Annotated in this window: 30 protein-coding genes; 5 read left to right on the plus strand and 25 right to left on the minus strand. The window is 57.7% G+C overall.

The features are described 5' to 3' along the window. Positions 1-3 precede the first annotated feature (3 nt). Positions 4-210, plus strand: coding sequence for a hypothetical protein (locus tag ACFO6X_RS04960; RefSeq protein ID WP_382430661.1), 207 nt, complete (start codon positions 4-6; stop codon positions 208-210). 134 nt (positions 211-344) lie between these two features. Here ACFO6X_RS04960 and ACFO6X_RS04965 read toward each other — a convergent pair whose 3' ends face one another. The 4 genes from ACFO6X_RS04965 to ACFO6X_RS04980 all read right to left on the minus strand — a co-directional run bounded on the left by ACFO6X_RS04965 (position 345) and on the right by ACFO6X_RS04980 (position 6,802). Continuing rightward, on the minus strand, positions 345-542 hold the full coding sequence (locus tag ACFO6X_RS04965) for a hypothetical protein (protein WP_382431264.1): 198 nt from the start codon (positions 540-542) through the stop codon (positions 345-347). After that, a complete protein-coding gene (locus ACFO6X_RS04970; protein ID WP_382430663.1) occupies positions 499-5,469 on the minus strand; it encodes a glucosaminidase domain-containing protein in 4,971 nt (1,656 codons plus the stop codon). Before ACFO6X_RS04970 ends, ACFO6X_RS04965 begins: the two co-directional genes overlap by 44 nt. A 105-nt stretch (positions 5,470-5,574) precedes the next feature. Then, positions 5,575-6,552 (minus strand): Rha family transcriptional regulator, encoded by a 978-nt coding sequence (locus ACFO6X_RS04975; RefSeq protein WP_382430665.1) that lies wholly within the window; start codon positions 6,550-6,552, stop codon positions 5,575-5,577. 76 nt (positions 6,553-6,628) lie between these two features. Then, the gene (locus ACFO6X_RS04980; RefSeq protein ID WP_382430667.1) at positions 6,629-6,802 is read right to left on the minus strand and encodes an Arc family DNA-binding protein; all 174 of its coding nucleotides are present in this window, start codon (positions 6,800-6,802) and stop codon (positions 6,629-6,631) included. A 141-nt stretch (positions 6,803-6,943) separates the two neighbouring features. Here ACFO6X_RS04980 and ACFO6X_RS04985 point away from each other — a divergent pair, with 141 nt between their 5' ends. From ACFO6X_RS04985 to ACFO6X_RS04995, 3 genes are all read left to right on the plus strand, one after another. After that, positions 6,944-7,555: a hypothetical protein gene (locus tag ACFO6X_RS04985; protein WP_382430669.1), complete on the plus strand. Its 612-nt coding sequence runs from the start codon at positions 6,944-6,946 to the stop codon at positions 7,553-7,555. Between the two features lie 169 nt (positions 7,556-7,724). Continuing rightward, on the plus strand, positions 7,725-8,375 hold the full coding sequence (locus ACFO6X_RS04990) for a DUF1902 domain-containing protein (RefSeq protein ID WP_382430671.1): 651 nt from the start codon (positions 7,725-7,727) through the stop codon (positions 8,373-8,375). Positions 8,376-8,378: 3 nt separating this feature from the next. After that, complete coding sequence (locus ACFO6X_RS04995; RefSeq protein WP_091451312.1) at positions 8,379-8,576, plus strand: type II toxin-antitoxin system HicA family toxin; 198 nt, start codon at positions 8,379-8,381, stop codon at positions 8,574-8,576. 10 nt (positions 8,577-8,586) lie between these two features. Here the strand turns inward: ACFO6X_RS04995 and ACFO6X_RS05000 are convergent, their stop codons facing one another. The 21 genes from ACFO6X_RS05000 to ACFO6X_RS05100 all read right to left on the minus strand — a co-directional run bounded on the left by ACFO6X_RS05000 (position 8,587) and on the right by ACFO6X_RS05100 (position 26,271). Then, the gene (locus tag ACFO6X_RS05000; protein WP_382430673.1) at positions 8,587-10,131 is read right to left on the minus strand and encodes a hypothetical protein; all 1,545 of its coding nucleotides are present in this window, start codon (positions 10,129-10,131) and stop codon (positions 8,587-8,589) included. A gap of 20 nt (positions 10,132-10,151) precedes the next feature. Beyond that, on the minus strand, positions 10,152-10,916 hold the full coding sequence (locus ACFO6X_RS05005) for a hypothetical protein (RefSeq protein WP_382430674.1): 765 nt from the start codon (positions 10,914-10,916) through the stop codon (positions 10,152-10,154). Between the two features lie 179 nt (positions 10,917-11,095). Beyond that, positions 11,096-12,349, minus strand: a complete 1,254-nt coding sequence (locus ACFO6X_RS05010) for a hypothetical protein (RefSeq protein ID WP_382430676.1) — start codon at positions 12,347-12,349, stop codon at positions 11,096-11,098. 4 nt (positions 12,350-12,353) lie between these two features. Next, a complete protein-coding gene (locus tag ACFO6X_RS05015) occupies positions 12,354-12,683 on the minus strand; it encodes a hypothetical protein (protein ID WP_382430678.1) in 330 nt (109 codons plus the stop codon). A gap of 9 nt (positions 12,684-12,692) precedes the next feature. After that, positions 12,693-14,603 carry an autotransporter outer membrane beta-barrel domain-containing protein gene (locus ACFO6X_RS05020; RefSeq protein ID WP_382430680.1) on the minus strand — a complete coding sequence of 637 codons (1,911 nt, stop codon included), beginning with the start codon at positions 14,601-14,603 and terminating at the stop codon, positions 12,693-12,695. Further along, on the minus strand, positions 14,600-17,614 hold the full coding sequence (locus tag ACFO6X_RS05025; protein ID WP_382430682.1) for a hypothetical protein: 3,015 nt from the start codon (positions 17,612-17,614) through the stop codon (positions 14,600-14,602). The genes ACFO6X_RS05020 and ACFO6X_RS05025 overlap by 4 nt, the downstream gene beginning before the upstream one ends. Then, positions 17,614-18,099: a DUF2514 family protein gene (locus tag ACFO6X_RS05030; protein WP_382430684.1), complete on the minus strand. Its 486-nt coding sequence runs from the start codon at positions 18,097-18,099 to the stop codon at positions 17,614-17,616. The genes ACFO6X_RS05025 and ACFO6X_RS05030 overlap by 1 nt, the downstream gene beginning before the upstream one ends. 55 nt (positions 18,100-18,154) lie before the next feature. Continuing rightward, a complete protein-coding gene (locus ACFO6X_RS05035) occupies positions 18,155-18,721 on the minus strand; it encodes a glycoside hydrolase family protein (protein ID WP_382430686.1) in 567 nt (188 codons plus the stop codon). Continuing rightward, positions 18,721-19,074, minus strand: coding sequence for a hypothetical protein (locus ACFO6X_RS05040; protein WP_382430688.1), 354 nt, complete (start codon positions 19,072-19,074; stop codon positions 18,721-18,723). The genes ACFO6X_RS05035 and ACFO6X_RS05040 overlap by 1 nt, the downstream gene beginning before the upstream one ends. 28 nt (positions 19,075-19,102) lie before the next feature. Further along, the gene (locus ACFO6X_RS05045) at positions 19,103-19,423 is read right to left on the minus strand and encodes a hypothetical protein (protein ID WP_382430690.1); all 321 of its coding nucleotides are present in this window, start codon (positions 19,421-19,423) and stop codon (positions 19,103-19,105) included. A gap of 134 nt (positions 19,424-19,557) precedes the next feature. Continuing rightward, a complete protein-coding gene (locus ACFO6X_RS05050; protein ID WP_382430692.1) occupies positions 19,558-20,502 on the minus strand; it encodes a hypothetical protein in 945 nt (314 codons plus the stop codon). A 97-nt stretch (positions 20,503-20,599) separates the two neighbouring features. Then, the gene (locus ACFO6X_RS05055; RefSeq protein ID WP_382430694.1) at positions 20,600-20,788 is read right to left on the minus strand and encodes a hypothetical protein; all 189 of its coding nucleotides are present in this window, start codon (positions 20,786-20,788) and stop codon (positions 20,600-20,602) included. Further along, complete coding sequence (locus ACFO6X_RS05060) at positions 20,785-21,141, minus strand: hypothetical protein (RefSeq protein ID WP_382430696.1); 357 nt, start codon at positions 21,139-21,141, stop codon at positions 20,785-20,787. The genes ACFO6X_RS05055 and ACFO6X_RS05060 overlap by 4 nt, the downstream gene beginning before the upstream one ends. Positions 21,142-21,511: 370 nt before the next feature. Beyond that, the gene (locus tag ACFO6X_RS05065; RefSeq protein WP_382430698.1) at positions 21,512-22,207 is read right to left on the minus strand and encodes a phage adaptor protein; all 696 of its coding nucleotides are present in this window, start codon (positions 22,205-22,207) and stop codon (positions 21,512-21,514) included. 9 nt (positions 22,208-22,216) lie between these two features. Then, positions 22,217-22,828 carry a hypothetical protein gene (locus ACFO6X_RS05070; RefSeq protein WP_382430700.1) on the minus strand — a complete coding sequence of 204 codons (612 nt, stop codon included), beginning with the start codon at positions 22,826-22,828 and terminating at the stop codon, positions 22,217-22,219. 12 nt (positions 22,829-22,840) lie between these two features. Beyond that, complete coding sequence (locus ACFO6X_RS05075) at positions 22,841-23,167, minus strand: hypothetical protein (protein ID WP_382430702.1); 327 nt, start codon at positions 23,165-23,167, stop codon at positions 22,841-22,843. Positions 23,168-23,238: 71 nt separating this feature from the next. Continuing rightward, entirely contained in the window at positions 23,239-23,691 is a 453-nt protein-coding gene (locus ACFO6X_RS05080) for a hypothetical protein (RefSeq protein ID WP_382430704.1), read from the minus strand. 9 nt (positions 23,692-23,700) lie between these two features. Then, entirely contained in the window at positions 23,701-24,816 is a 1,116-nt protein-coding gene (locus ACFO6X_RS05085; protein ID WP_382430706.1) for a N4-gp56 family major capsid protein, read from the minus strand. 65 nt (positions 24,817-24,881) lie between these two features. Then, positions 24,882-25,094 (minus strand): hypothetical protein, encoded by a 213-nt coding sequence (locus ACFO6X_RS05090; RefSeq protein WP_382430708.1) that lies wholly within the window; start codon positions 25,092-25,094, stop codon positions 24,882-24,884. Next, on the minus strand, positions 25,094-26,053 hold the full coding sequence (locus tag ACFO6X_RS05095) for a hypothetical protein (protein ID WP_382430710.1): 960 nt from the start codon (positions 26,051-26,053) through the stop codon (positions 25,094-25,096). Before ACFO6X_RS05095 ends, ACFO6X_RS05090 begins: the two co-directional genes overlap by 1 nt. 20 nt (positions 26,054-26,073) lie before the next feature. Beyond that, on the minus strand, positions 26,074-26,271 hold the full coding sequence (locus ACFO6X_RS05100; protein ID WP_382430712.1) for a hypothetical protein: 198 nt from the start codon (positions 26,269-26,271) through the stop codon (positions 26,074-26,076). A 282-nt stretch (positions 26,272-26,553) separates the two neighbouring features. On the opposite strand from ACFO6X_RS05100, the gene ACFO6X_RS05105 reads away from it, so the two are divergent. Then, positions 26,554-26,829 (plus strand): hypothetical protein, encoded by a 276-nt coding sequence (locus ACFO6X_RS05105; protein WP_382430714.1) that lies wholly within the window; start codon positions 26,554-26,556, stop codon positions 26,827-26,829. Positions 26,830-26,849 lie beyond the last annotated feature (20 nt).

Genomic DNA, 26,849 nt, shown 5'->3' on the forward strand with positions numbered 1-26,849 from the left:
TTCATGCCAAAGAGTCTTGATCACCTCAGTCCTGTTCGGGATCTGGCTAAGGAAGAGATGCACCCGACCACGATGCACAGCACCCGCGATAGCGTCGTTATTGCTTGCTCCCGGCAAGACCCCTACGGCGCTATCAGCAATGACAACAGGAGCCTGATGAGCAAACTGGGCCAAAAATTCATCAACTACCTGCGTCGCCTCGCTGATTGAGATGCCTGCCCCCTTACCCGGTGCGTAGACAATAGGGGACACCTGCACAGCATCGCCCCACTGTTGTGCATTTAACGAGCCATTGAGCGGGGCAGCCCTTGCGGCTGTAGGATTCTTTGTGGGATCGCCGAGACTCAGGCGGGAGTCGGGGCTTGGTGAATCCGCGCGTTGGGGAATATTTTTTGCAGCGAGGCGATCGATTCGCGCTTGTTTTGCTGTAACGACTCGAGTTCGGAGCTCGTCAGCCGATCGGAAGCCAATGAGGTATTGAGCTTCTGCTGCGGTAAGCTACTGGGAGCCGAAGCCGAAGAGTTCGCGGACAACTTCTCCATGACGGGCCTCCAGTTGGTTGACGGTTTTGCGATCAGCTTGAATTTTACCTCCGCGCATGGCATTGACCAACACCACGGAGCCAGCCACGTCACCGCCACTGCTTTGAATATAGGCGGCCAAGTCGGCCAAAGTGCTACCCATAGTGGTCACGTCATCCACCAGCACATAGCGTCGGCCAGGCTCAACATAACCTGAAAACTCAGCACGGGCCAGTAAACGCTCCATCGCACCCGCCCCAGTGTGAAATGCACGATTGGCCTGTGCAATGCTGGTATCGACCTCTGCACCCGAATTGGCCGCATACATCATGGCCAGAGCATTAGGGATCTGATTTCGCCCTGCCGCCTCTTCAGCATGGACAGGAACAAACACCACATCAGATCCAAACTTTTCATGGGCCGATTGCAAATCTTCTGGCTTCACAAGATCCTGCACCAGCGCGGCGGCAGCCATGAGGTCACCTCCCTTCGCTGCCTTGTAATCTGGGTGCGCCTTCATAGGAATATCATTTTTGAAGGTGCCAATCACCGTGGCGCTGCCTTCATTAAATCCCCTGCCCCCATGCGCCCGAGATGGTGCAGCGGGTGCAGACACGCTCGCAGCAGAATCTTTCAGCCGAGACAAGCGCGTGGCCCCCACGTACCCTGATGGCTGCCCGTCGCGCTGGCCGGCCACATAATCGCGTGCAGCGCGCACCAGATCGGCCACAAACCAGTCAGCCTGTTGCTGCTCATCCAAAGAGCCATTGAGCCAAGTGGTGAGGCGGTCAGCCAGCTTCTCATAGCCACGGCGATCAAGAAAATCCCGCACCTTTAGCACTACCTTGCGCCAACCCTTGAGCTGGGCCAGTTCCTTGGTCGGAATGTCAACAATCACCTCTTCCGTGGCTTCAGCATCTGACAGACGGCCCCGCTCTTGTAGTTTGGAGGCCTGTTTTCGCACACTAGCGTTGTGGACCCAAACCATTTGCATGGCGGACTTCAAGCCCTCCACACCCAGAACGGCCCGTAGCCCAAAGTGAGCCGCCTCATGCTCTGCCAGCACATGCTCAGCCTGCTCAAGACTTTGCAAGCCAGACCCGAACAGGTAGAACTCTCCTTCGTGCATCGCACCCTGAACGTCATACCAGGCATCTTGCCGGTTGATGTATTCCATCAGGCTGTAAGGTGCACTGGATGGGTCAGCCAACACATTCACCTTGGGCATATTCGGCATTCTGGCCTTTAGCCGGTCAGCCAAGGCTTGCAGATCCTGCAATGGGACGCCAGGCACACCATCGACAGAACCGGCGACGCCTATAGCCAACCGTGTGTCAGCGCCTAGGGGTGTCTTTTCTGCCTCTACTGGTTCTCTGCGGCTATCGACTGTGGCTTGGCCTTCTGCTGCTCCCGGCTGTCCTGCTGCGGCATGGGGTCGGGGGGCTGCATCGCTTTCAGGGCTGCGGTGATCGCCCTGCGTATCTGGGGATTGCTCTCGACTTTGCCCATCAGGGAGCGAACTTTCTCGATCGACTCCCCGCTGGGAGTCTTGGTTAGAGTTGTCATTTGGCGTCACCTCTCTGGCTTGTGTCAGTAAATCGGATCGTGATGGTGCAGGCCCCACATCACCAAGGATTGACGATTGCCGTGGGTCTCCAACCTGCTCCAGTGCCTCGTAATAACGCTGGAAGAACTCTGCAATCCGCCGTGGGCTGCGCATGTTGTCTGCCAAGAACTGCATCAGTGCGGCTGTTTCTGGGGAATATTTGGGGCCAGTCAGATCCGTCTGTGCCAACTCTTGCGCCACCGTCCAGCCCTTATCGCGCAAGGCAGACAAGCCTTCTACCGCCTGTACCAAGTCGGGTGCAATGTCTGCCTGATGCAAGGCCCCAGCCTCCATGCGCTCGCGCGCCGATGCAATGGTAGGTGCCACTCGCAGCAGAGCCTTACTGATATTGAGCAAGTTGTTGTCCATGCTCTCGGTCATCCGGCGCAAGGTGGGTGAATCCCCATACGCCTTGGCCAGTACCGCATTCTGGATGCGCCGGTACCCAGCAGCCGACAAACGCCCGTCGGCCTCCATCATCTCGCTTTGTTCAGTAATGGGCAGCGTGCTCCTGAACTGGCGAATAAAGTCACGGCTGTTAGAAAAATCGCCATCCTCCGTGGGGTTGAGGCCCTCTAGGCTATTGAGCCGAGCTGCATCCGCCTTGGCCTGCTCACTGGGGCTCATGCGCTGCACCGTGCTGGCATTGGCTTGGCGTGCAAACTCAGCCCGGTTGACGGGCGTGGAGCGCACCCGTACCAATACCGGTTTGGGCGTCACATCCACTTGGGCTGGATCAATACCAAACTGGGCGGCGTTGTCCCGCAGGAAGGCTTTATAGTTTTCGGCCTTCTGGCCTTTGGCCTGGTACACGCGCTTGAGGGCAATCGTTCGGGCATTGCCAGACTCCACCAAGCCGTCCATCCCCACAATCGGCGCACCGGTGGCGGCGTCCGCCGAAGCACCCAACCGTTCTGGATCCAGCTTTTGCACAATGCCTGATACCTGTAACTCACTGGCACTTCGGCTGCGGTCGCGTGGCTGCAACTCTTGTGGATACAGCGGATTGGGTTGCAAGCCCTCAGTATGGGATGTGACCAGATCATCTGCACTCATCAGCGCATAAGTGCCAGCGAGCTTCACGCCAGAGTCGGTACCAAAGGAAGTAGGTGCCCCTTTAGCCGCCTGTGGCCATGTCGCTGCAATTTGGTTGCGCTCTTGCTCCAGCATGGCCGCCTTGACTGCCAACTCTTGGCGTGACTGGTCAAAAGCGGGGCCGTAGCCGTTTTCTGGGGTCTCATCCTGCAACCGCTCCCGAACGTGCGCCAGTTCAGCATCCAGCTCCACCGCCCGATCCAGTGCCGTCAGGGCCACCGGCTGCTTGAGCGCCTGTTCGGCAGCACTAATGGGGGCATCGTCGGTAATGGAGGAATTTTCTTGACTGGAAGTAGCTTGCTCAGGTGGGGCAGGTGAAGTATCAGGGGTGGGCGCTGATGTTTGTTCCCCTGAACTTGGGGCGTGCCCATTGCCCAGCGCCTGCTTGCCATAAGCAAAGCCGTGCATCCCCCCGCCCATTGCCAAACCAGCCGCAGCATTTTGGGCAATCGCCCCGCCGACATCCAGCTTGGCCGATTGATCCGCCTGCACCACGGCACCATGTTGCACCGTATCCTCCGACACGCCTTGAACCACCTCCTCCACCGTGTCTTGGCCAACCCGCTTGGCCAGCTCTTTGCCCGTCATGCGGTCAACACCGGACACCGTCTTAGCTGTCGCATCACCACCGAATATCTTGTTCGTGATGCCTGTCCCTAGGCCTGTGACCACCGCCGAGGGCAGTGCTGCCTGGTCGGCCAACTCATTGGCCAGCCGTTCACGGGCCTTATACGGATTCTTGACCTCCGCCATCAGCTCCTTGTACCGATCTGAGGATGCGGCGAGCTTATCCAGCGGCATCCCCATCACCTGCTGATAAATCCCCTCCGAGGCATTCATGCCCGATGAGGCTGCCTCTGACAAAAGGCCAGCACTAGAAGCCCTAGCCACGGCCTGCTGTTGCAGCGGCGCCATTGCTGCGGCCGCCGCTTCCGCCTGTGCTGCTGCCGTTCCACCCGCTTTGGCTACGCCCACCGCAGCCGCATCGCCAACATTGGTCGCTGCCGCCAGCTTGCCACCGGCGGCCAAACGCGCCATACCCACGCCCATCAGCATATCGGGCACCGAGCGGGCCATCGTGTGGGTGAAGGCCATCGGGTTGTCCGCAATGGCTTTGAGGTTGCCTACAAACCCTTCGGCTTGTGCCGTTGCCTGCTGTTGTCGCAACAGTTCGGGGTTAGTAGCCGCATCCGCTGCCATGATGGCTTGGGTGCGACTGCGGGCATCCTCTTGCAGGCCTAAGCCCATCCGGGCCATCATGGTCATGGGGTTGGCCCAGCCCCCATCTTCGCCCACCTTGGCGTTTTCCAGACGCTGCTCAGCGGCAAACTGCGATGCCATCTGTGCAGTCTGCTGGATATCTGGGTTCGCCTTGGCATCCATGCCTTCCAGCTTATTCGCCAGCCATGTCACGCCGCGATCAGCCAGCGCGACACCACCAGCCACCGCCGCCAATGAATTAGCCGCCGGTGCCTGCAAGAACTTGCCAATACCGCCTTGGATACCCAAAACGCCGGTACCAATGCCACTCGACACTGCACCGGCATAGTCCCCAGCTTTCTGTAGCGCAGTCCCTGGCATGGGTGCCTTCGGGTCAATGCCTGCCTCCACAAACAGGTCTCGCCCACCACCATCCAGCGGCGCTTTGGGATCAATGCCCGCCTCTGCAAACAGATCACGCCCACCAGCTGGGCGATTGCGATCAATCCCCAACTGGGCAAACACGTCGCGCCCCGCAGTGCCCGGTGCTTGCTGCGAGGCACCAGCCGACAAATTAGAACCACCCTGCGCCGAGCCAATCACGCGTGTTAGCTTGTTCACATAGGCCGGGTCAGTGGCATAGCCGCCTGATTTCAATGCTTGGGCAAACTCTTGCGATGTCTCTGCTACCCGTGCATCCGGGTATTTGCGATCCAGCAGCCGCACGACATCCCGCACCGACTCTTCGTAATCAGCGTATTGGCGGTAACGATGGTTCGATCCCTCCGCCTTGTCAGTGGCTCGGATGCCTGTTCCATCCTTGGAAAAATCCTTGATGTTGAACAGATTGTGGGTATCTACCCCGTCACCCTTGATCGTTGCGGCCCCGCCACGGGTTTCCAACTTGGACAGCCCCAGCAAAAAATCATAGTTGTAGCCCGTCTCCTGCGCCACCTTCTTGATGGCATCTTCCGGGGAGAGCTTGGTATCACCCCCCTCAGACCCCCTGACCTCAATTCCCAACTCAGCGAACAAGTCCCGTGCCATAACAAACCTTTGGTTGAACCTCCAAAGGCTGCCATGCTTGGTGGCTGTCCTTGCACCTCCTTGGACAAGAAAAAGCCCGCACGGGGCGGGCTGGTGAGAAGACGATCAAGCCGTCATTGAGCCAATTGAGCCGGTGCCGCCACCCAACCGCCGCGCCAGCCGATTGGTACAGGCTTGGGCCAGCCCAGCCAATTCGATATTGCTCAACAGGAAGCCGGGGTCGTTGATGCAATCAATCAACTGGCGAGTAGAGGTGACAAACTCATCATGGCCCACCCGCTGGATAACGGCAGGTGCGGCCAACTTGCTATCGGTGATGAACGAGAGCAGCCAGCGGCCAAATTTCCATTCATCATTGCCCGCCAACACCGATTCAAAAACGGCTTGTTGCACTTGGGCACCGGCTTGGGTGGCAGTTTGCATGGCGGCGTGGATGCGTTGCAAGTCCGGCACCGGGGGCATAGGAGCATCACCATCGAACACGACACTGTCGGCATAACCATCGGGCAACTTTCCCCGCAGATAAACACAAGCCTCGTCGTATCGGCTGGCAGGCAGTTCCAAGTAGCTGTTGACCCGGAACTTTTTGTGCAGGCGGTTCCACGTTTCCCCGAAGCCTTGCACGCCAGCATCGACCACCTGATGCACCAGTTCCTTGATGTCTTGGGCTTGGGCCGGATTGATGCGCTCGTAGTCGATGGCCGGGTTGTACGGGCGTTGGGTGGAGGGCTGTTGCTTGAGTAGCTCCTGCTCCATGCGCTCAAACTCATCGGCAAATGCAATCTGATGCTGCACAGCCTTGGCCCCTGTGAACTTACCGACGACAAAATGGAAGCCCTTCTTGGTCATGCGTATGACCTGATAGGTTTGTCCGTTCTGCGGATCGGTGTAGGGGGTCTCCTTGAAATTAAGGACACCCCACTCGCCTGCATCTGCAATGCGCGCACGAACGATGGCAAGCACGTTGTCATGACGCTTGCCGTAAACCTTGGCAATGTTGTGTGTGGTGGTGGTGGGCTTACCATCGACGATGGCGATGTGGTGGGCTATGGATGTGCTTGGCGTTTGGATAGAATCGGGCACGTTGAATCCCTTTGTAAGAGTTGGGGTTGCTTCATTCAAGGCCTCTACCGTTGGCGCGGTAGAGGCCTTATCTTTTTCAGGCCTGCTTTCCATGCTGGGCCTCCTCTGCTTCACGACTTGCTTGAAGTCGATAAGTGATTTCATTTGCCAAGGATCGCCGGTTGTCGATGGCTTTGTGCTTCAGGTAGTCCTTCAACTCTGGCGGCAGCTTCACGGGCGTAGCTGTGATCTTTTGCTTCATATCTTTCATGTTTCATCCTTATTACGCGAAACGTTATCGAATCAGCGTAGCCTCAAAGATACCATGTGTTCATTTTGAACACAACACATCTATGTGATTTTTTCGGATATTTTTCACACATCTCATACAATGCACAAAAAGGATGGTCATATGGTTGAACAAGATAAGCGCCGCGCGAAGGCTTCATCGGAGACGACGAAGACAGTGACTGTCTCCGTTCGCCTTGATCCAAAACTGAAATACTTGGCTGAGTTAGCGGCTCGCAAACACCGTCGAACCTTAAGTAGCTATATTGACTGGGCTGTTGAAAGTAGCTTAGAGCGTGTGTTCCTCCACGAAGGCGACCGCTACGACGACAAAACTAGCGTTGCGGATGAGGCGCGCCGACTTTGGGATGTCGATGAAGCAGAGCGCTTCGTCAAGCTTGCCATCACTTACCCGGAACTAATGAATCTTGAGGAGCAGGAGCGCTGGAAGATGCTTGCAGACACAGATCTGCTTGGCCCTGCGAAACACAGAGATCTAAATGGTGTAGTTGTATGGAATCAGCCTGTGCTTGAGGATGTGGTTTACCCAACCGTTCGTCAGCACTGGCGAAGCTTGGTGGCAGCGCATGAAGAGGGGGTTGACGCACAACGTGCATGGGTTCAAGAGACCCTCCAAAAAGTTAAGGCGGGGAAAATCTATTCTGATTACCCAAGGAAGGCACTCACAAAGACACATGCTTGTGGTCAAGTGAATGACGACGATATCCCGTTCTAACCTCGCACGGGCGACATCGAAGCAGATGGAATTTTGCTGAACCTGATTGGTAGCAGCTCCTGAGCTTGTAGCGCAACAGGGAGCTGCACCGCCTCGCAACGACCCCAAGGCGGAAGGTATGACGATCTCCGTCATACCCTCGGATTTGAGACAGGTAGATAATGGCCCGATGAGCTTTTTTGTTGCCAGTTTTGGTGAGTTGCCTGTGCGCTTTGTGCTGCGCAGTGGTGATTTGTTTGTCTCCAAAGATGACCTGTTCGCAGCCATCACTTCTTGCTTTACGCCGCGCATTCAGGCGCTGGGGGTGCAGTTCATTGAGCACGGGCTCTCCTTGTTAAGCGACAGCCACGACAAGCGCGCCGCAGTGATGGGCGACAGTGAGATTGGCCCGGCGGTTCATTTCCATGCAGCGGGCAGTCTGCTGCACTCTCTGAGCGACTTGACGGACGTAGACAGCGATGATTTGCGCGAATCCAGCTTTCGCGTAAGCACTTTGCTGCGCTGGTATTCCGCTGCCACCGCCCGTGCCGATGAACACTTTGGAAGAACCGTGGTCGATCTGTTGGGCTCTGTAAAAAAACGCCTTGATCGACTGAACCCTCCGCTTACGGTGGAGGTCACTTTCAGCGATGGTTTCTACACGGCAGAATGCGACGCACTGAACCTGGTCACGGAGGCCAAGACCCTAGACGAGTTGACGGAACGCACTTGGCTGTTGGTGCCTGACTTGATCGAGTTGAACGATCTGCCGATGGATGCCGATTCTGTCCGGCTTCGGTTTGACTTGGTGCAATCCGCCCAGCAGCGCGTTGCACTCTGAGCGATGGGTTCCGGCTTTTACCCGCAACTGCGGGCGCTGCTATTGCAACATGGCTGCGTGATGATCCGACAAGGCAAGGGCAGCCATGAATTTTGGGAAAGCCCCATTAACGGCGCACGCTTTCCTGTAGCAGTGACGGTAAACACCCGCAATACAGCCAATGCCATTTTGAAACAAGCAGGGATCAAGGCAAAGCTCTGATAGTGCAGGCTCACATCCCCAACCGCCGCTTCACCACCTCTTCAGACACGCCATGCCGTTTGGCGGTATTTGCAATGTCTTGCGGCGTTACATCTTTGAGCGGTTGACCAATGGTATTGGGGATCGGTTTGCCGGTGCTTGGCTTACCCCCGCTGGCAGGAGTAGGTGCAGCCCCCGGTGCTGATGCCGCTCCACCCCTGACCTTATCCATCCAGTTATCACCGACGAGCAAACGCATATTCTTGTCCACCTCCTCATCGCTTGGGCTTAGACCATCTGGCCTTTTCATCCCTTTCACCTGAAGAAAAACGTCCTGCGCTGACTTCGATTTCCTTGTCGTCGCCATTTCAAGGCCAGACTTCAAATCAGGCACAACACCCGCACGCACCAACTCCTGTGCGTGCTTCAGTTCGGGTGATGAGTTTTTCGCATCTCTCAGAGCATTCCGCCGAGTTTGGAGCGCCTTGTACTCTGGGCTGTCTGGGTCATGCTTGGCCATCTCGATACTGATACTGGCATCCAGCGCCGCAACATCATAGACTGGCTTCTTGGCATCAAACTCCTGCCGTCTCAGGCTCTGATCCGTTGCTGCACGACCATCCGAAACACGGGCATGGCGAATAGCCTCATTCTTAGCCGCCGCATCGTTATTGTTGGCCACCACGCTCTTTTGCAGCTCATTGCCCCGTTGGATGCGTTCAGCAACCTCTTTGTCGATCAAGGTCAGGTTCTTATAGCCCCGCTCGTAATTGCCATTCTCCATGTCTTGCAGAGCGGCCACCATCACCCCCAACTGGTGCGGGGCCAAGCGCACCTCCCGCCCGGTGTCTTTGATCTTGAGGGTGGTCATCCCGTATTTGGGATCAAAGTCTGCGACCAACTCCCCATAGCTGTTGTTCTCTGTCAGTCGCTTGGCCAGCGCCGTGCCCATCTGGGGGTTGTTCTGCAACTCGTGCATCGTGACGCCCACCATCTTGGCCGTAGCAAAGTCTGAATTCAGCGCATCCAACTGGGCACCCAATCCACTTGCGGCCACGATATCCCGTTTGGCTGTGGCTGCATCCATCAGGGCCTGCAACCGCTTGCTTTCACGTTGAAATCGCTTTTCGATGGGGGCGATGGCCGGATGAGAAGCTGCTCCCCCAACATTACCCTGTGTCTGTTGGCCAAGTGGCTTGGTCGGGATATTGTTGGTCGCAGGATTGGCTTGAGGTTCTGATATCAGATTGGTTTCCACAGCAGATTCAGCCGAGGCATTGCCCTGCCCCGTCAAAGCAGCCATGCCGCCCATATCTGCTGGAGGTGCAGGAGGCTTGCTCTCCTGACTACTGAGGCGCTGGAGATAAGAGGTCATTCCACCCACATCGGCCCCAGCACTGAGATCGGCACGGGGCATCTGTCCCAAGGCAGTATCCAGCGCCCGATTGCGCTGCTGCTCATCATTGAATCGGGTTTGCTCCCGCGCGTCGATTTCCTCCTGACGGTTACGAGCGATTGCATGCTCATACATGGAAGTGCCACGATTGATAGCGGTAGGGTCTACATAAAAGGCCATAACAGTTATTCCTCAGACATTCAGAATGCGCTTAGCAAATCACTAGAAGTCAGATCCAGACCCGCATTACTAGAGAGAAAGTCCCCAAAATCCCCACCCAAGCCCAGCAAGTTGGAAACACCGTTCCACCCGTTCTTGGCAAAGTAGGAGGTGGCCGCACTGCCCAAGATGCCCAGTCCAGTCGATACCACCTGACTAGGTAGGCTGCTTTGCCCCTTCAACACATCGAGCTGGCTTTGCTTGAATGCATTGCCGGTGTTGATCTCGTGCATCCGTGTGGCCAGCGACCCCAAGCCCAACTGGTAGTCGTTGGCCGTCTTGGTTGCATTGGTTTGGGCATTGAGCGCACTGGCCGAAGCATTGGAGCCCGCAGCGGCTGCACTGGCCATCGAGGCATCAGCCTGCATCTTTCTTGCTGCAGCACCGGCCCCCATATCCGCACCGGCCAGCCCCACCTTGCCCAGCTCGCTGCCCATCTGCAAATACTTGGTGCCCAGCTCACCAGTCTTGAGGCCCATCGTATTGATCGCCCCAATGCCCTGCACCCATTCGCCCCGTGCCTTTTGATCACTGTCCATGGCAGCCGCAGACTTGCCCAAGGCGGTTTGAGCCGCCGTTTGGCTTTGCATCTTGGCCATCAGGGATGGATTGGCCATGCCCATCGACGCCATGCGCCTCTCCATCTGGCCCAGCTGCTGATCTGATGCCTGCTGCACCCCGGCAACGGCGCGGCCACGCTGCTGCGCCTTATAGGCATCAGACCCCAGCATATCCACATGTTGCATGAACTTCTTATCGTACGGCTGGTAATCTGCTGCATACGATTGACCCAACTGCATGCCCAAACCATTCGCAGCCTCTGCCCCTTGACTGGCCATACCAGCCATATTGCGACCGTACCTGTCCGCAAACACCTCTGGTGCCGCATCAGCAAAACCGATTCCCATAGATACCCCCCCCGTTTTCAAATAGAGCCGAGGGTCTTGCCCTTGGCAATCAAACTGTTCATAAACCCAGTGCTTGAGCCACCCTGACCACGAAATAGGCCATCTAAGAAACCTTGCTCAGAAGAAGATGGGGTAGATGTGGGCGCTGTGGTTTGCAAGGCCGGTTGGGCCAGTGCTGTAGCTGTTGAGTCCGCAGGGCCTGCACCGCTAGGCGTGCGATCCATGATGCCGTCCACCACCATCTTGGTACCCATCCTTGCAAAGGGTGTTGCCCCCGCAAAGCTCGACCCCGCCACGCTAGAACCCACCCCTCCTACCAAGCCGCCAGTCAGCATCCCCTTGCCCACGTCGCCGCCCGTCAGCGCACTCATAGTTCCACCTGTTAAAGCACCAGCGGCTGCAGCAGAACCAAAGGCACCCAAAGCAGGCACCGCGGACTGAATACCGGCGGCCAAGGCAGAACTGGCTCCGGCTGTAAAGGGTGCTAAAAGAATGGGCAGGGCTGGAAGAACGGCATCCTTAAAGAAGCCCTGGCTATTCTCTGGTGCGTCATACACCTGTGCGTCACCTTGGGGCACCAACTTATCCCCATTGCGCACATACAGCGAGCGCACTGCTTTTTGCCCAGTGTTGCCCGTCTGGCCCGGCAAGCCCTGCGCCATGCCCCCGACCAAATACACGTCCTTGTAGCGTTCATCAATGGCGTCATACAGCCGATTGGCATCCAATATCTGTTGGTCTGGGGTCACCACCGCTTTGCTGCCTTGGCCTGTCGTGCTGCCTGCCACCGTGTTGTAGTACGAGGAAACATCCATGCCCAACTGCTGTGCCACCCCCGTCAACTGCTTTTGGTAGTCCTTATAGTCCGATGCCCATCGGTCTGGGTTAGGGCCACCCGACCACTCCCCATTGCCATACACCGGTGCTTCGGAGGACATCCGGTCAAGCCCTGTAGCCGCAGCCCCCCGCTTGATGAATGAACCAACCGTGTTGCCCCCTAAATCCCATTTCCATGTGGAGCGATCCATGCCATCGGTATTGACCTCGGATGTGCTCCAGCCTGTGCCGGGCGGCCCCTTCTGGCTTGGGCGCTCACTTTGTTGCTTAAACAGATCATCCGCCCAACGGGCATCCAACTCTGGCACCAAACTGTGCTGTGCAGCTAAACCGGCAGCCCCTGCCCCACTGGCACCAGGACTGGTGCCAACGATGCTGGATGCCAACGGGGAGCCATTGAATAGGCTGCCCAGAAAATCAAGTTCTGCGGTCATCTAGTCATGCTGCCATGCTTGTTGGAGCCGCTGCATCCCGCTCCAACGCAGCCTGCATATACAAGCTGTAGAGCAACTGGTACACCTGTGCATGGGTACTGGTCTGGCCCGTCAACTCCCCCGTCTCGGGGTTTCGCAGGGCAATCGTGCTGTCTGGGCGGAACTCCACACCCAGCATGCCAGCAAACTGCTCACTGGTGACGCCATTGATACTGGCGCATTGGGTTTCCTGAAACGTAGCCACAGCGGCTCCATTGAGGGGGTTCTCGACTGTCATGGCCCGGCATCGCACCCATGTGCGGCCTGTGGCCTGCTGTTCCTTATAGTCTGGCATCGTCACTCCTTAAACATAGATGGGTATCCAGTAATAGTTCCCACCGACCAAAATTTGGGCGTATCCGGCAAGAGCCTTACTGCCAGCGGTGGCGCCGGTGAAGCGCAAATAGTTGCTGGCGGTCACACCCCCCAGAGACCCTGCATCCACGGCGTATGGAGTGGAAGTGTGGGTATGCGTTTTCGCAGAGAAGTTGGCCAGCACATAGTTGGCGTTGTTGGCATTGATCTGGCTAGACACGCTGTCCTGAGTCGGAGGGGTGTAGCCCAATGCTGTGGTCACATCCGAGCTGCTCAACGTCACTGGCCCGGCGCGGCCATTGAACGTGGTCACGCCACCAGATGCAGAGGGCGTCACCCACTGGCCCAACCCATTCAAAAACGAACTGGATGAACCATTGGGTTTGGCAACGGCCGTATTGCCCCACAGAATCGTTCCTGACCCAATCAGCGCCAAGTCCGCCGACTGTCCAGAGAACACGCCGCCATAAGCACTGACGCCCCCAGTGGCAACGCCAATCACCCCCGCACTGACATTGCTGCCTTGTCCACGGGCCTCGCCCAGCAGTCCAATCGAAAGTGCCGATGTCCCCGTAGCGATGCCATAGTGCCCTGCATATAAGCGTGCCGTGCTATTGCCCGTGGCGGTGACTTTGGACGGGCTCATGCCAGAATAAGAACTCAACCAGCCAGACGAGTTGGTCATGTAGAAGGTGAACGCCGCCTCGCTGGCCCACTCCGCGCTGCCATAGGTTGCCGTCACATCCAGGCCCCCCCGAATTCGCACCCCCGCATTCATGTAGATGCGGCTGCCACCCGAAGGCAGGTTTTCCACGGAAAACGGGATGCTGCCTGCCGGGGGCGCTGTCGTCATGCCACCGCTGTAGCCCGGGGCCACAATGGCAAACTTATCGGCAGACATGATGATCGCGCTGGTGGCGTTACCTGCACCGTTGTCCGTCGCAGCCAGTCCAATCCCCGCCCATGCCCCACCAGCTGTGACCTTGACTGTGTAGCGGGCCTCGTACCCCGCTACCTTGCTGGCCGTGGCCGAACTCTGGGTTTTTACTGCCGCAAAGTCTCCCGTATCCAATCGGGCCTGCACCTGATTGATAGATTCAGCATTGGCCGAATCGCCGTTGGCCCGCGCTGTCTGCTCATTCGAGATAGCCGATTCCGCCGTGCCCACCCGTGTTTGCAGAGTCGTCACGCTGCTGGCAATGGCCGTGGTCTTGGTCACTTCGGTACTGAGGGACTGCTCCAGCGTGGCAATGTTCTGCCCCAGACTGGCCCCCAGCTGCGTCACCTGCCCGGCAATGGCCCGGTCGGCATCAGCATAGGCAAACGACAGTTGCCGCACCCCTGCTGCCGCCTCCCCCATCGCGGCGGTGATTTCTTCCAGCTGGCGCGCAAACCGCGCTGCTCCATCTTTGACGATGGTTTCCACCCGAGAAATATCCGTACCGCGCCGGGCCGCCTCTTCGGCAATGCTGGTCATCAACTCCCGGCGCAACTGCTGTGGCACCCAATCAAACCGCGAGGGATCGCGCACATCCTGCCACTGCAAAGGCTCCATCAGTTTTTTGAACAGAGCAGTTTCTGTGATCGCCTTGGCAAAGGCATCCATATCGGCCCGCTCGATGGCCTTTTGGGCTGCGGCATCCACCAGCGGGGCCGCTGCCGCCACAGCCCCTCCGGGGCGCACGGTGATACTGCTGCCCCGGCTATTGGCCATCAGTACATCCACATTGAACCCAATGGCTTGCAGGTCACGCAGCGTCAAAGCCCGGTTGAGCGGATCACCACGGGCACCATGCAGCACCTCCAACTGCTCCTGCACCCCATCGGCCCAGCGGTTGATCTGGGCATCCTGCGTGCGCAAAGAAGGCAGGCCTGTTTTGCGGGGGGGATTGCTGCTCATGGCACAGCCTGCAATTCGGCGGTGGACGATGCCAGCGTCACCCCCGTGATGCGCGCACGGGATTGCACCTCCACCTCATACTCCAGATAGCGGCCCGCAGGCATGCGCACCGGCAAGGTGTTGGTCACCGTGTAGTGCCCCACCGCTGGGGTCAGTAGCACCTCCACCTCAGAACCATCGGGCCGGATGGCATAACCAAACACCCGTACCGTGGCTGGTTCGGTGGCGCTTTGCTCGCCCAACACCCGCAGCCAGCCAAACCCTGTATAGGTCTCCAACGTCAGGCGCTTGCTGTGAAAGCTGGCCAGTCGGCGGCGGGTAGTGTCGGTGAACAGCTTGACCGCCTGGCGCGTGCTGGCCAACACCCCATAGAGGGTGTCGGTGCTGCGGTCAGCGTAGATGGCCGATAACTCGCGCACTGGCGGATCGGCATCCCCCAGATGCACATTGACCAGTTTGCCTGTTTGCAGATGCAGGGCCGACAACCACATGGCGCCATTGGGATCGGGATGGCCGTAGAGGAAATACAGCACCCCGTCATGCTCGGCACACTGTAAATGGCGCACATGGATCAAGTCCATATCGGCCCAAGCCACCTTGCCCGTGGGGGCGGGCAGAAACACCTGAATCCCCGTAGGCGAAGCCAAGCACAGGCCATCCGGGGAAGCAAAGATCACCCCGCCCTCCACTGGGCAGACAGACCGTGCCGACACGCAGGCCTGATTGCTGCGCGTATCGTCCTTGCTCATGCTGGAGGGATCACTGCCAGAGAGATACCAAGGCCCCGTCTCTGTCAGCACCACCAAGGTCTGGCCGAACACCCCCAGCCCCACAATCGGATATTGGAAAGTGTGGGTGTACTCCGATGGCCAAGCGTAGGGCCGAAACACCTCAGAAAAATACACCGTCTTGTCGATGAACCCGGCCATGAACCCGTTGGGCAGGGCACAAATGCCTTGCAGGTACTTGCCATTGACCACCGGGGGCGGCTCCCAAGTCATGCTGGCCAAGGACTCGAGCAGGGCCGCGTTGCTTTTCTTGTCCGTTACCAGGTTGTCTGTCAGTGCCTTCTCAAACACCAGCTGGAAGGCGCTGGCTTGGCTGCCGGAGTTGCTGCGGTACAGCCGCCACTTGGCATAGCCATAGCTAGCCATGTCCATAGGTGATGGCATGGCGGCCTCCACCAGCACCTCATCATTGCCATCTAACTCCAACAGCTCGAACTCGGCATCGGTATTGCCATTGCCCGGTAGGTAGGGCATGGACTCCTCGCCCCAGTCGTTCACCAGCGTCCAAGTGTAGGCACGGGTTTCCTTCAGCTCTACACCGCTCAGGTCGCCATGGCGCCCGACCACCTGAATGCTGACCAAATAATCCAGCGCCGATTGGCGTACACCATCAATGGCCTCGGCATAAACCGCCATCACATCCGCATGGGCCGTCTCCAACAAATCGCGGGCACCAACAACGGCAGTAGCTGTCAGCCGTCCCACCGTATCCGTCACCATGCCTGAGCCGTCATCGATTAAGTCGCTAAATGCCTCGGGCGTGGTAGCGTTGTACAGCGTGCGCAATGCAGGAGTGAAGTCCAAACCCAGTGATGCCTGGTACACCGCCCCTTGTTTGCCCGCCTCGGAGGCACTGGCCGCCTTGTATAGCACCCGCTTTTGGGCATCCAGCAAGGTCTTGGCTCGCGCAATCGTCTGGGTCGTAATCTGGCCCACCCCGCCGGTCAGTTCCTGCTTCACGGCAGCCATGATGGCCGCTACCGCCGTAGCACGGTTGCTGGAATACAGGGTCAGCGCATCACCCGATTCCACCAGAACTTTGGCAGAGTCGGCCACGACCCCCACGGCAGATTGCATCAGGTCGTACACCGTCTGGGCAAAGGCGGTGTAGGCATCATTGATCCGGGTTGTTGCAGTGCTACCGTTGAGGATTGCTGCCACATTGCTGATCGCTGTCTCACCCACCTTGCCATCGAGCATATTGGTCAGTACGGCATAGCGAAAGTCCAGCCGTGCAATCGCTTGTGCCAAGTCGGCATTCTTCGTTGTGTCAAACTTCTCGGCCGCCTTGTCTAACAAGGCATGGAGCTCACTGCTGGAGAGCAGCGGCTCATCGGGCAAGCCCGGCTTGGCAATCCCCAGCAAAGCCTCCCATGCTGCGCCAGTGCGGGCAAAGCTATAGGTGGGGTAAAACGCCTTGAAGACGATAGCGGCGCATTTCGTGTTGGCCAAGGTGTGGCCCCACATAGTGGTCGATGGCAGCGTGCTGCTGATCCAAGGCACATTGACCAGGTCAGCCAACAACACACGAGCCTGTGACAACTCCATGGATAAGAAGGGGTCTAGCCCACCATCTGGAGCTGCACCGATCACACGGGCCTGGTAGGCCTTGTCACCCTCGCCAGTCATGCCCAAGCTGTAGCCCGCGGTGCCCGATGTGTGACAGTCCATGTAGCCAGGTCGGGTGGCACTGGCATGCTGGCCCTGCCACTGCGCCACCAACAGCTTCTCGATGCCCACCCACATCTCATAGGCAATCGCATCAAAAGCAGGGCCAATCGTCTGTGCCGTCAGTGGATCTTTCTTCACCACGGTCAGTTTGAGCTTGGCCGTGGGTGGGGGTACGCCCAGCTTGCGCCCACTGGCATAGTCGTTGTCTTGCCAGAACACACCCGGTGCGGTACTGCCATCGCCCGTGACGTAGATGCGCTGGCGGGGAATGCTGGAGCCATCGGCATCGGGCACCAGGGCACGGGCCACATTCATCGGGAAGGTGGTGCCAAACAGGGTTTTGGAGCCGGTCTTGTAGTACATCAAGGACTTGACCGGGCCGGTACCGCCAAAAATCTCAATGGCCTCGGGCGCGCCATCCTCTTGTAGCGGCGTGAAGGTCTGCACCAAGGGAGACAGGTTATCCACCTGCTGGCCTGCCTCCATCGGCAAATCGCGCTTGGCCACGCCCAGCTTCATGCCACCAAACTGGTTGATATGAATGAGCCCCATCACTGCTCCTGGCTGATCGCTACGGCTGCGTCATACGTGTCCGCGCATCCATTGCCGCGGGCGAGGGACTCGTCAAATGCTGCCGCCAGTTCTCCCGCTCGTGCATCAGCGCGGCTGAACAGGTCGGCAAGCACCAGGGCGGCGCTGTCGTCTGGCGCGCACTGTCCGGCAGCGGTGGCTGCTTGGGCACGATGGCGATGGGCTTCAATGAATCCGGCGAGATCGTGCTGCAACCCGACAGAAACAGCGCGGGCGCGATCAGCATCAGCATGGGCCACAGCAATGGCAGCTTGGGTTTCTTTGTCTTTTTGCTCAGTGTCATGGCGGTGTTGGGTTTCGAGGTTCTTTTTCTGTGCCCACGCCAGATCTTGCTGGTGTTCCAGCTCGGCGGCATGGGTTTGGGCTTGGTGCAGTTGTTGGCCTTGGACATACAGGCCAAGGGCCAAAATGAGAGCCACGATGGGCCAGAAGACGGATGTAGTCATTGCCATACCATCCACCAAAACCACGGCGTCACCGCCATGTAGAACACGATGGGGTTCACGTCTGGGCCTCCATGCAGGCTTGGTAGCGATTGAGCTGCCGCGTCCATACGCCACGGCAGACCTTGTTGCCGGGGGTAGAGCAGTCGTAGCGCCAACGTTTGGGTGCGTACTGTTCCCACCCTGCAATTGGCTTGCTGCTGGTCACAAAGCGATAGGCCAACAATGCTTTGCACGCCTGCGGGTGCTGTCCTGCCAGCAGGTGGGTTCGCATAGGCGATTTGAGCCATGCGCCTACGCCGAATTGATATGCCCAGTCCCAATACTGGTCGTATTCTTCCTGGTACAGCTCGACACCCGGTAGTGATTCTCGGAATTTGACCTCTTCTTTGTCGATGTGGGCTTTGACTTTGATCAGGGCACGCACGGGTGTAGTGGTGTCACCCATTTTTACGGGTGTGCCGTCCTCGTGAAAGGTGCTGCCAAAGCCCAGGGTAGGCCGGTCGCCTTCGGTCGGGATGACAGCTTTATCGCTGTAGCCTTCGCGCTCCACCATACCCAGAAAGCCGGCGATTGACAGCACCAATGCGGCCACGGCTGTGCGTTGTTTATTGCGGGTCTCCATCACAACAACCCAATCTGCTTGGCTGCGAACATTACCGCCAGCCCAGCGGCTCCATATACGGCAGCAATCACCCATTGGCTTACTTGGTGCTGCATCGGTTGCTCGCGCTCAAGTGCATCGACACGTGACTCCACAGTGTCAGTCTTAGTGCAGCACTTGTCGATTTCCTTGAATGCGCGCTCCAGTGCTTGCGATGCCTGCGCCTGACGCTCCTCAATCAGGGCTAGCTTGGTCACAGCGGCAGTCAACTCTTTGACTACCCCCTTGATGTCGCTCACATCGCCGTGCAAGGTCTCAATGCGGGCCGCTACTTTGTGCAGCAGTCCAACTTCATGGGTGGTATCTGGTGGCATATCGCCTCCTCTTGTGGGTGGAGTGGGGTCAAACCCCTTTAGATCTATTGCAGTGGTTGTGGTCGATGGCGTCCAGCAGGCGGCACAAGATGCAGCCCCAGCGCCTGTTGCTATCGCGTGCCCGTGCAGCACGGCTAGAAATGGTTTCGTCTTCGCTGCCATTGAAGGCAGCATTTGCGTTTTGATCTTTTGATAAGGCCAACTTCCATGCCCGGCGCGTCGAGAACGCCACCGACCACAGGTAGCGAGCCCACCACACCACTTCAGCTACCAATAGAAGCAGCACCAAGGCCAACAGAATCAGCCGGGTTTTGAGGCCAGCGTCCAACCTCTTCAGCGAGGCATTCATGGTATTAACCCTATGCCGAATTAACCTTAGTTGTGCGTGACGGTAACGCCGCGCGCCACCAAAATGGCCTTGCTTGCGAGACCGGCTGCGCTGGGGGCGGCCAAGACCGCCCCTCTTTTCACCACGACAGATGGTTACAGTGTGTAGGGGTACTGCACTACCACCTGCTTGCCATCGAACTGACCTGCGCTATCAGGAATCAGGGTGTAGATTTTCCCGGTGGGGTCGTCCCAATTCGGCATCACGGAAATGTCAAACGCAGCCCCAGTATCTGTATCGGTGTGGCGCACAGTGCCGAAGTTAAAGATCGTGCCGTTCTTGGGCTTGTGGGTCAGCGTAATCTTGTCAGCAGTCACCGTGCGGGTTTCCGTGTGGAACATCGCACCGCCAGCATTGCTGGCCGCCTGTACAAACGCCTTGACAGCAGCCGCACTGGCGATCTGGGTGTCGGTGACACCAGCCAGTGTCGTATCAGTAACCAACTCATCGGACTGGATCACCTTGTCCAGATCGATAGATTCGGTGACACTGATGAAACCTACCTTGGCCTGTTCAGCATCGGTGAATGCGTTGGTGTCGGCATTGGACTCGTAGGCCGTCTTGATGCTGGACGCGGTGTTGGCGTTGAGGAACGTGTCCTCATCCATCAACACATCCCACGAGGTGGCCACACCTTGCGCGTCAACAGCGCCAGGCTGATAGACAACCCACTTGGTGTCGCCATCATCCAGCACGCGAACGGTGTCGTTCAGGGTCAAGCCGGTCAGAGCATCACGCTCGGTGCGGTCGGCCACGCGGTAACTGGTGCCCAGTGCCAACTTAGCGGCCTCGATGGACGCTTCACGGGCGGCTTCTTCGGCGGTGATGGCGGCAGCACGGGCGGCAGCTTCGGCAGCAATGGCCGTATTCAGGGCAGCTTCAGCAGCTTCAGCGCGGGCCTTTTCATCCAGCACCTGTTGAGCCAGAGCGGCTTCGGCAGCTTGGGCGCGGGCCAGCTCAGTGGAGTCGGCAAGAACTAATGCGGCCAGATCGGCATTCAGGCCATAGATTTGAGATTTGGAACGTTGCAAAACGGCCATGATGGAAATCCTAAAGAGTTAGACACCTTGGGGGTGCGGTCTAACCAGATTTCCGTCTTGGGGGGACGCTTGCACATTGCGTGCAAGTTTGCAAATCTCAAGAGAGTCGCTTGATTCGTTGAAGAATCGGTCGGTATTCTAGTCGATAGCGATTGAGCAAAATGGAGAACTGATCGTCTGGAATGCAAATTCTGAAAGACCCGTCCTGATTACGCTCATAAGGGTAGCCATGATGCTGCATTACCGCCACCAGCGCCGTGTCTTTGATGTTGTTCTTGTCAATCATGGTGCTGCCGCAGTGAGATAGCTAACCACCGCATATAGACCATCTGCGGGGGCTGGGCGGGTAAAAAGAACGCTTGCACCAGCCGTTTGCACTAGGTGATCTTCGACAAGGTAATCGCGGTTCGTCAGTAACACACCCGCTGCATCAAAATCAGCTGGCGTTAAGTCAAGATAGACCAGCGCCATATTCCAAACCACTGCACCTAGAGGGGCAGATGGAAGCGTAATTTGACTGGATTGAATGAGCAGTGGCTTAGTAGTGACAAGCCTAGCTGCTGGCCCAGGCGGCCCTGCTTGCCCAAACTCAAAAAGCTCAATGATTTGAACTTTCTCTATGAGCATTTCAGTCGCCACGAGTCACCTCCCGACTCACAACAACCATGCCCCTCATTTTGCGCATCACGGTTCCATCTGGAAATCTAATCTCAAGATCGTAGATGCCGCCATCCCAATCAATTACGGCAGTGTCATCAGCCTCAATTCGGAGTCGAATGGTTCCTGCTACCCCTCCAAGAACAATGCGTCCGTTTTCGGTAGTCAGTCTCATAAGCACAGTTGATGAATCGAGACCTGGGCGAATGTGGGCACGAGCCGTACAGCCTGTCAGATCTACCGGTATGGCAGTTTGCGGCGAGTCCCCCATCTTCCAAACCACAATGTCATCAAACGTGGCTCCTTGATCTATGGTTAGTTTTCGCTTGAACGATGCCATGCCCGTCCCCTATCAAGCCTGGGGCACCGTGCGGGCTGCTGCCCCTGTGGTGCGAGGGGCTACGGCCACCGTGGCTTTGATCTCGATACCCAGCGCATTGGCAAACGCCGCATAGTGGGCTTGGGCACGCTGGGCATTGCCTGCGTACTCGCTGTCCTTCATGTAGGCCCGGTACAGGATGTAGTCCTGCAACACGTTGCCGTAGATGTCGGGCAGGGAGATTTCTCCAGTCACCGCCTCGAATGTGGAGCCATCAGCAGGCTCTGGCACATCTGTTGGATAAGCTGAATACACCAAATCGACCTGCGCGGCCGCACTGGCTGGCGGGTACACAAAGAAGGCCGTGGGGTCGCGGGGGTCGTAGGTGTAGTGCAGGATCTCGGTGGTACCGGGGAAGTTGTGCCAGCCCGGCAGCTGGGCATCCAGCACTTCCCGATTCGTGACCCGGATGGCCGCCCGGCTGCTCGATGGGGCCGCATTGCGGATTACCTCAATCAACTTGGATCCATTGGCGGGGATAGCCTGACGGGCACCGGCCACGCATTGCAGCGTGGTGTGCGTCACCATAGCGTCAGGCCGATACACCACCACTTCACGCTGGCCATCGTTGAGATAGCGCACCAGCTCAGGCACTGGCCAGCGGATGGAAGTGTTGTCTTGCAGCGTGTCGATGACACGGCGAATAACGGATTGGGCTGTGATGCTCATGGTCAGTCCTCAGCAAAAACGGGCGCGAACCCTAGGAACGGAACCCGTGGCACCACGCCATGCCACGACCGTTTTGGCTGCAATCGCAGCTTCAAAGACCGCTTTCGCGGACATGCTCAGATCACCATTCAGGAATGCAGGTATCAGGAAAAGACGGTGTTTTGCACCGGCCACAATGTCTTCGGCATGCTGGGCAAACAAATCGTTGGGGATGCCCTTGCTCGAATGGCTGGGCATCAAGGAGACCTCGGTGGCCACGAGTGACCCCGCAGGCAGTGGCCGGGTCAGGTGAAAGGTCTCACGGTCACGGCTGACAATGCCCGCCACTGGAGCCGCCGCCTCTTGATAGTTGAATGGCAACCCGTTATGGGAGAGCACTGGCATGGGCTGACCATTGACAGTACATTGCTCAATCCGCACCACCGTGGCGCCAGTAGGCACTTCCAAGTCGTACTCACGCACGTTGTTGACAACGCGCACGGCGTCCAGCCATTCACGCCACAGCCTGGTGCGAGACAAAAACTCCTGTGCCGCACGGCGCAAAGCAAAATCAGCCGTTGGTAAAGGACAAGCGGGTAAGTGCACCAGCAAGTCTGGATAGAAATCCGACCAGGTAGACATAGCGCGATCAGATCAAGCCGTCTTGGCCTTACGGCCCCCACGCGCGGGTACAGGTGGGGTGTTGGCCTCAATCGGCAAGCCACCCCCCATGTCCTCAAAATCGTCCGCCTCGCTGAGTTCGCTGTGAGGGACAGCAATGGCCAAGGCGCTTTCAAAATCGGCTTCTTCGCAAGGAAAGAACAGCCCACCTTCAATCAGGTGTTTGACGGTGGGGGCATGATCCACCTCACAAGTCAATTCCCCATCTATGTCCATCTTGAAAACATAGGGGGTGCCATGAAGGCCATTGACGATGACCGTGCCGTCATTGCGCGGCTTGATAGAAGTTTGCAGTTTCATGGTGCCAATCGGTTGGAGAAACTGGAGGCACAGCCCCCCAACTTCAGAGAGAAGGAACGCAATGCCGCCGCTCAGGCCGAGCGATAGATCAGCGTCAGGCCCACTTCACCGGCCTGCGCAGATGCCGCTCCAGTCGTGAACTTGATGCCGATCTTTCGGTCGCTGGTCAAAGACTGAGCTTCACGCACCATGGCAGTCGAGGTGCCACTGAAGGCAGCGCCAGATTGGCAGGCCGTGATCCCAGCAACCCAGACAGTGGCCAGATCAGTGCCCGCGTCATTGAGCAGGCCCACCGAAGCCACCACGGTGGGGGCAGCATTGGTATCGAGGTCGTCACTGTCAAAAATCAAACTCACCGGCACGGTACCGGGCGGCAAGATGCCGATAGCCCCCACCCCATTGGTCACCAGATCCGTGGTTTTGAGATTCAACGCAAAGCGCACCGACACCAGCTCACCGCCAGAGGGGGTTTTGACCTGCTTGCGACCGGCCAAGAAATCATTGGTATTGGCAAACATCTTCATCACCCCCGATCAGCGGCTCGCACAAGCGGTATCCAGAGAGAACAGCCCAAAGTCCTGCGGGCCTGCATCGGTCTCAAAACGAACCTTCTTGGTACCGAAAATGCTCGATGTGGTGATCACCACCTTGTCCCCGTTGTCGCGGGTTTCTTCGTGCCAGTCGAAGCGCAAATTGGTGCCCGGAGAGCCGTAGGCCACCACACCAGCTTGGGAGCCCATGAACAACGCCCGGGCAGACTCGACATTGGAGGCCGCGCCCGCATCGTTAGAACGGATGACGTTGCGATGGCTGTGCAAAATACAGCCGCGATACATACCCAGACTGCTCTTGAACAGCGGGCTATTGCGCCCTTCAGCAGCAGCGGCAGCACGCTGAATGTCCAGCCACTGGCCCGCAGCCGTGTCACTGCGCAGGTCATCCTCTTGGAACGTGTGCATCACACAGACAAAGGTTTCTGCACCATCGATCTTGCAGGGCTGGAGCGTGGGGATATTGGTGGCCCCGCCCCCTTGGCTATCGGCGCGGGTCTTGGCGCGATCAATCAGGCGCAGATTGAACTTGTCGCTGGCGTCGATGTTGTTGTACGCCGTAGCGTCACCGCCATACAGGGTGTGGTCGGCATCGGGGTCGGTCAGCAGGTTATTGGCCCGGCCCGTATAGCCCATGGGCAGTAGGAAACTGGGGTTAATGCCGCGCTTGCCAGACAGATAGATGAACATCAGCTCATCCTGCAAACGTGCCCACCAGCCCGATTGCTGCTGCTTGGCCCGCGCACGCAAGTCATGCAGCGTGCGCTTACGGGTCATGCGACCGCCGGTATTCACACCGCAGCGTGCTTGGTCGATGTACACCGTATCGGTGTAAAAGCGTTGGCGTTCTTCGTTGCCTTCGAGGTTGTCTTCACCCTCGACCGGGGCCATGGTCAGTTCGGCCAACAGGTCATATTGGATCTGCTCCCCCGCATCAGACTCCAAATCCGTCAGGATCTGGATGGGCACTTCGGCATCAGCGCCGCGTGCCATGAAACGGGTGTTGAAATACGACTTCTGCGACGAGTCAACGGCCAACAGGCCAGCCCAACGCTTAACGGCTTTGGGGTCATTGACCCCCACAATGGTACGAGCCATAGAAAACTCCTTGAGGTTTACAAGCCTGAAGGAGCACTCCTGCGCTCACAGCGGACAGCGTTTACTTACTGCGGTTGCAATGAAACCATGCTTGGTGGATGTTCCAACACATCCTCACTGGCATCGGGCAGGCATTTCTTAATACCCACCTCACGGGGGGCCAGCACCCGCACCCTGGAACGCTGACCACTCTTGTGCACAAACTCCACCCGCACACCCAAGAATTCAAGCGCCTCCCCGGGGCGCAAATCCATCGTGGCGGTGCTCAAGTCACTCATCAGCGGCCGCCACGCAAATACTGCTCACGCTGGGCCTTGGGCATACGAGCAAGAGCATCTTCCAGCTCTAGGCCATCTAGGCTGTCGAGCTGGGTGAACTCACCGCCATTCAGATCAGTGTTCGCGTCATCAGCACCAGGCACCTGTGCCAAGGTCTTCGGGGCCGTTTCCAGTGGTGTTTTGCGTGGCGTTGGTGCAGCAGCAGGCGGGGCAGCAGGGGCTGGGGCTGGCGTAGCAGCAGCCTTGCCTAGGCGTTGCAGCACGTTCTTGTGGGCCTCAGCGTGGATTTGCGCCACCGATTTGCCAGCAAAGTCCGGATCGCCCGCCAGAAAATTGGCATACCGATCAAACATCGCCGCTTGCTTGGGGTCGTTGTAGTCGATCCCATCGGCCTTGGCTTGGGCCATCACAGCAGTCAAAGAGGTGTTGATTTCTTGGTGCCGTGCCTGCTGCTGCATCTCGCGAGCAATCTCGGCCTTGGTTTGGAGCGAGGTCAACTCGTTGAGCTGGGCGCTCAGGGCGTCACGCTCGACTTCGTACTGATCCACCTCGATCTCGCCGGTACGAAACTTTTGACGCAAATCGGCCAGCTTGCCATTCACATCTTGCTGGCGTTGCTCGAAATCGTCGGGCAACACCACTTGGTACACCGGCGCGGGGGCTTTGGCAACTTCCACTACTTCTGCCGCTGGGGCCGATGCGGGCATGGCAGTGGCTGGAGGTTCTGCAGTGGTGTCAGGAGCGGGTGCTGGGTCTGTGGTGCCCAGATCTTCGTCACCCGATGGCGCGGGTGGCGTATCGTCGCCATCTTCGGCGGGGGCCATCGCCGCCAGCTTGGCCATGGCCGCTTTTTCATCTTCGCTGACATCGCCATCATGGATGGCTGCCAGTTCTTCGGGTGTCAACAGGGCCTTGTCTTGCTCAGACAGGGCGAATGCGTCAGGTGGGGTCGTGCTCATGGTGTGCTTCCTTGTAGAGATCAGGATTCGTCAGTACCCTCTTGCGCCACGGATGCCATCGATAGCATCTTGGCCTTGGCCAGCTTCGACACGGCCGCCATGCGCTTGGGGTCTTTTTCAATCTTTTTTGCTTCCAGCAGCGTGTTCAGATCAGACTCGACATGCCAGTCGGTTTCATTTGCGACATCCGCGCTGAGGGACTTGTGTTTAGTGGCCATGCTTGCTCCAGTGGGTTTTGCTGGGCGAGACGATGCCATGCTTGGTGGTGGGCGTCCTTGATTCACCCTGAAACGGCATGAGAGTGCCGTTTGTGCCAAATCAAAGTGCGGTTGGGATTTGTTCTTACGCTGTCTTCGGGGAGATTCAGTTCATTGATAGAGTAGGATGGTGCCGTTTTATGTTAGGGTCAATCAGCATGGCGTTGTCTTCTACCCCTAGCTTCCCTTCCAGAAAGGAATATTTATATGTTTAGAGTAACTGGTTCGGCGACTGTTGAGTTCGTGACTGAAGAAGGAAAAACTGAGCAAGAAATTTACGGTTCTGAATTCAGTTTAGAGGAAGGTGGTTGGCGTAACTTGGGAGACAATGACCATCAGTACGAAGCACTATTCATTTACTTCGGAGAAGAATTCGAAATTCGTTTCCAGGCAACCTACTTGAACGGGAGTATTAGTGTCTACGACCTCTCCACGCGCGGTCGGGTCATGATCCTTGATGACAATATTAATGTTGAATGGGGTGGCAGTAGCAATCCCGAGGATGACTACGACGAATAACAACAGTGGGTTAACAACTT

The sequence above is a fragment of the Giesbergeria sinuosa genome, from assembly GCF_042652905.1.
In the GTDB taxonomy this organism is placed as follows: domain Bacteria; phylum Pseudomonadota; class Gammaproteobacteria; order Burkholderiales; family Burkholderiaceae_C; genus Simplicispira; species Simplicispira sinuosa.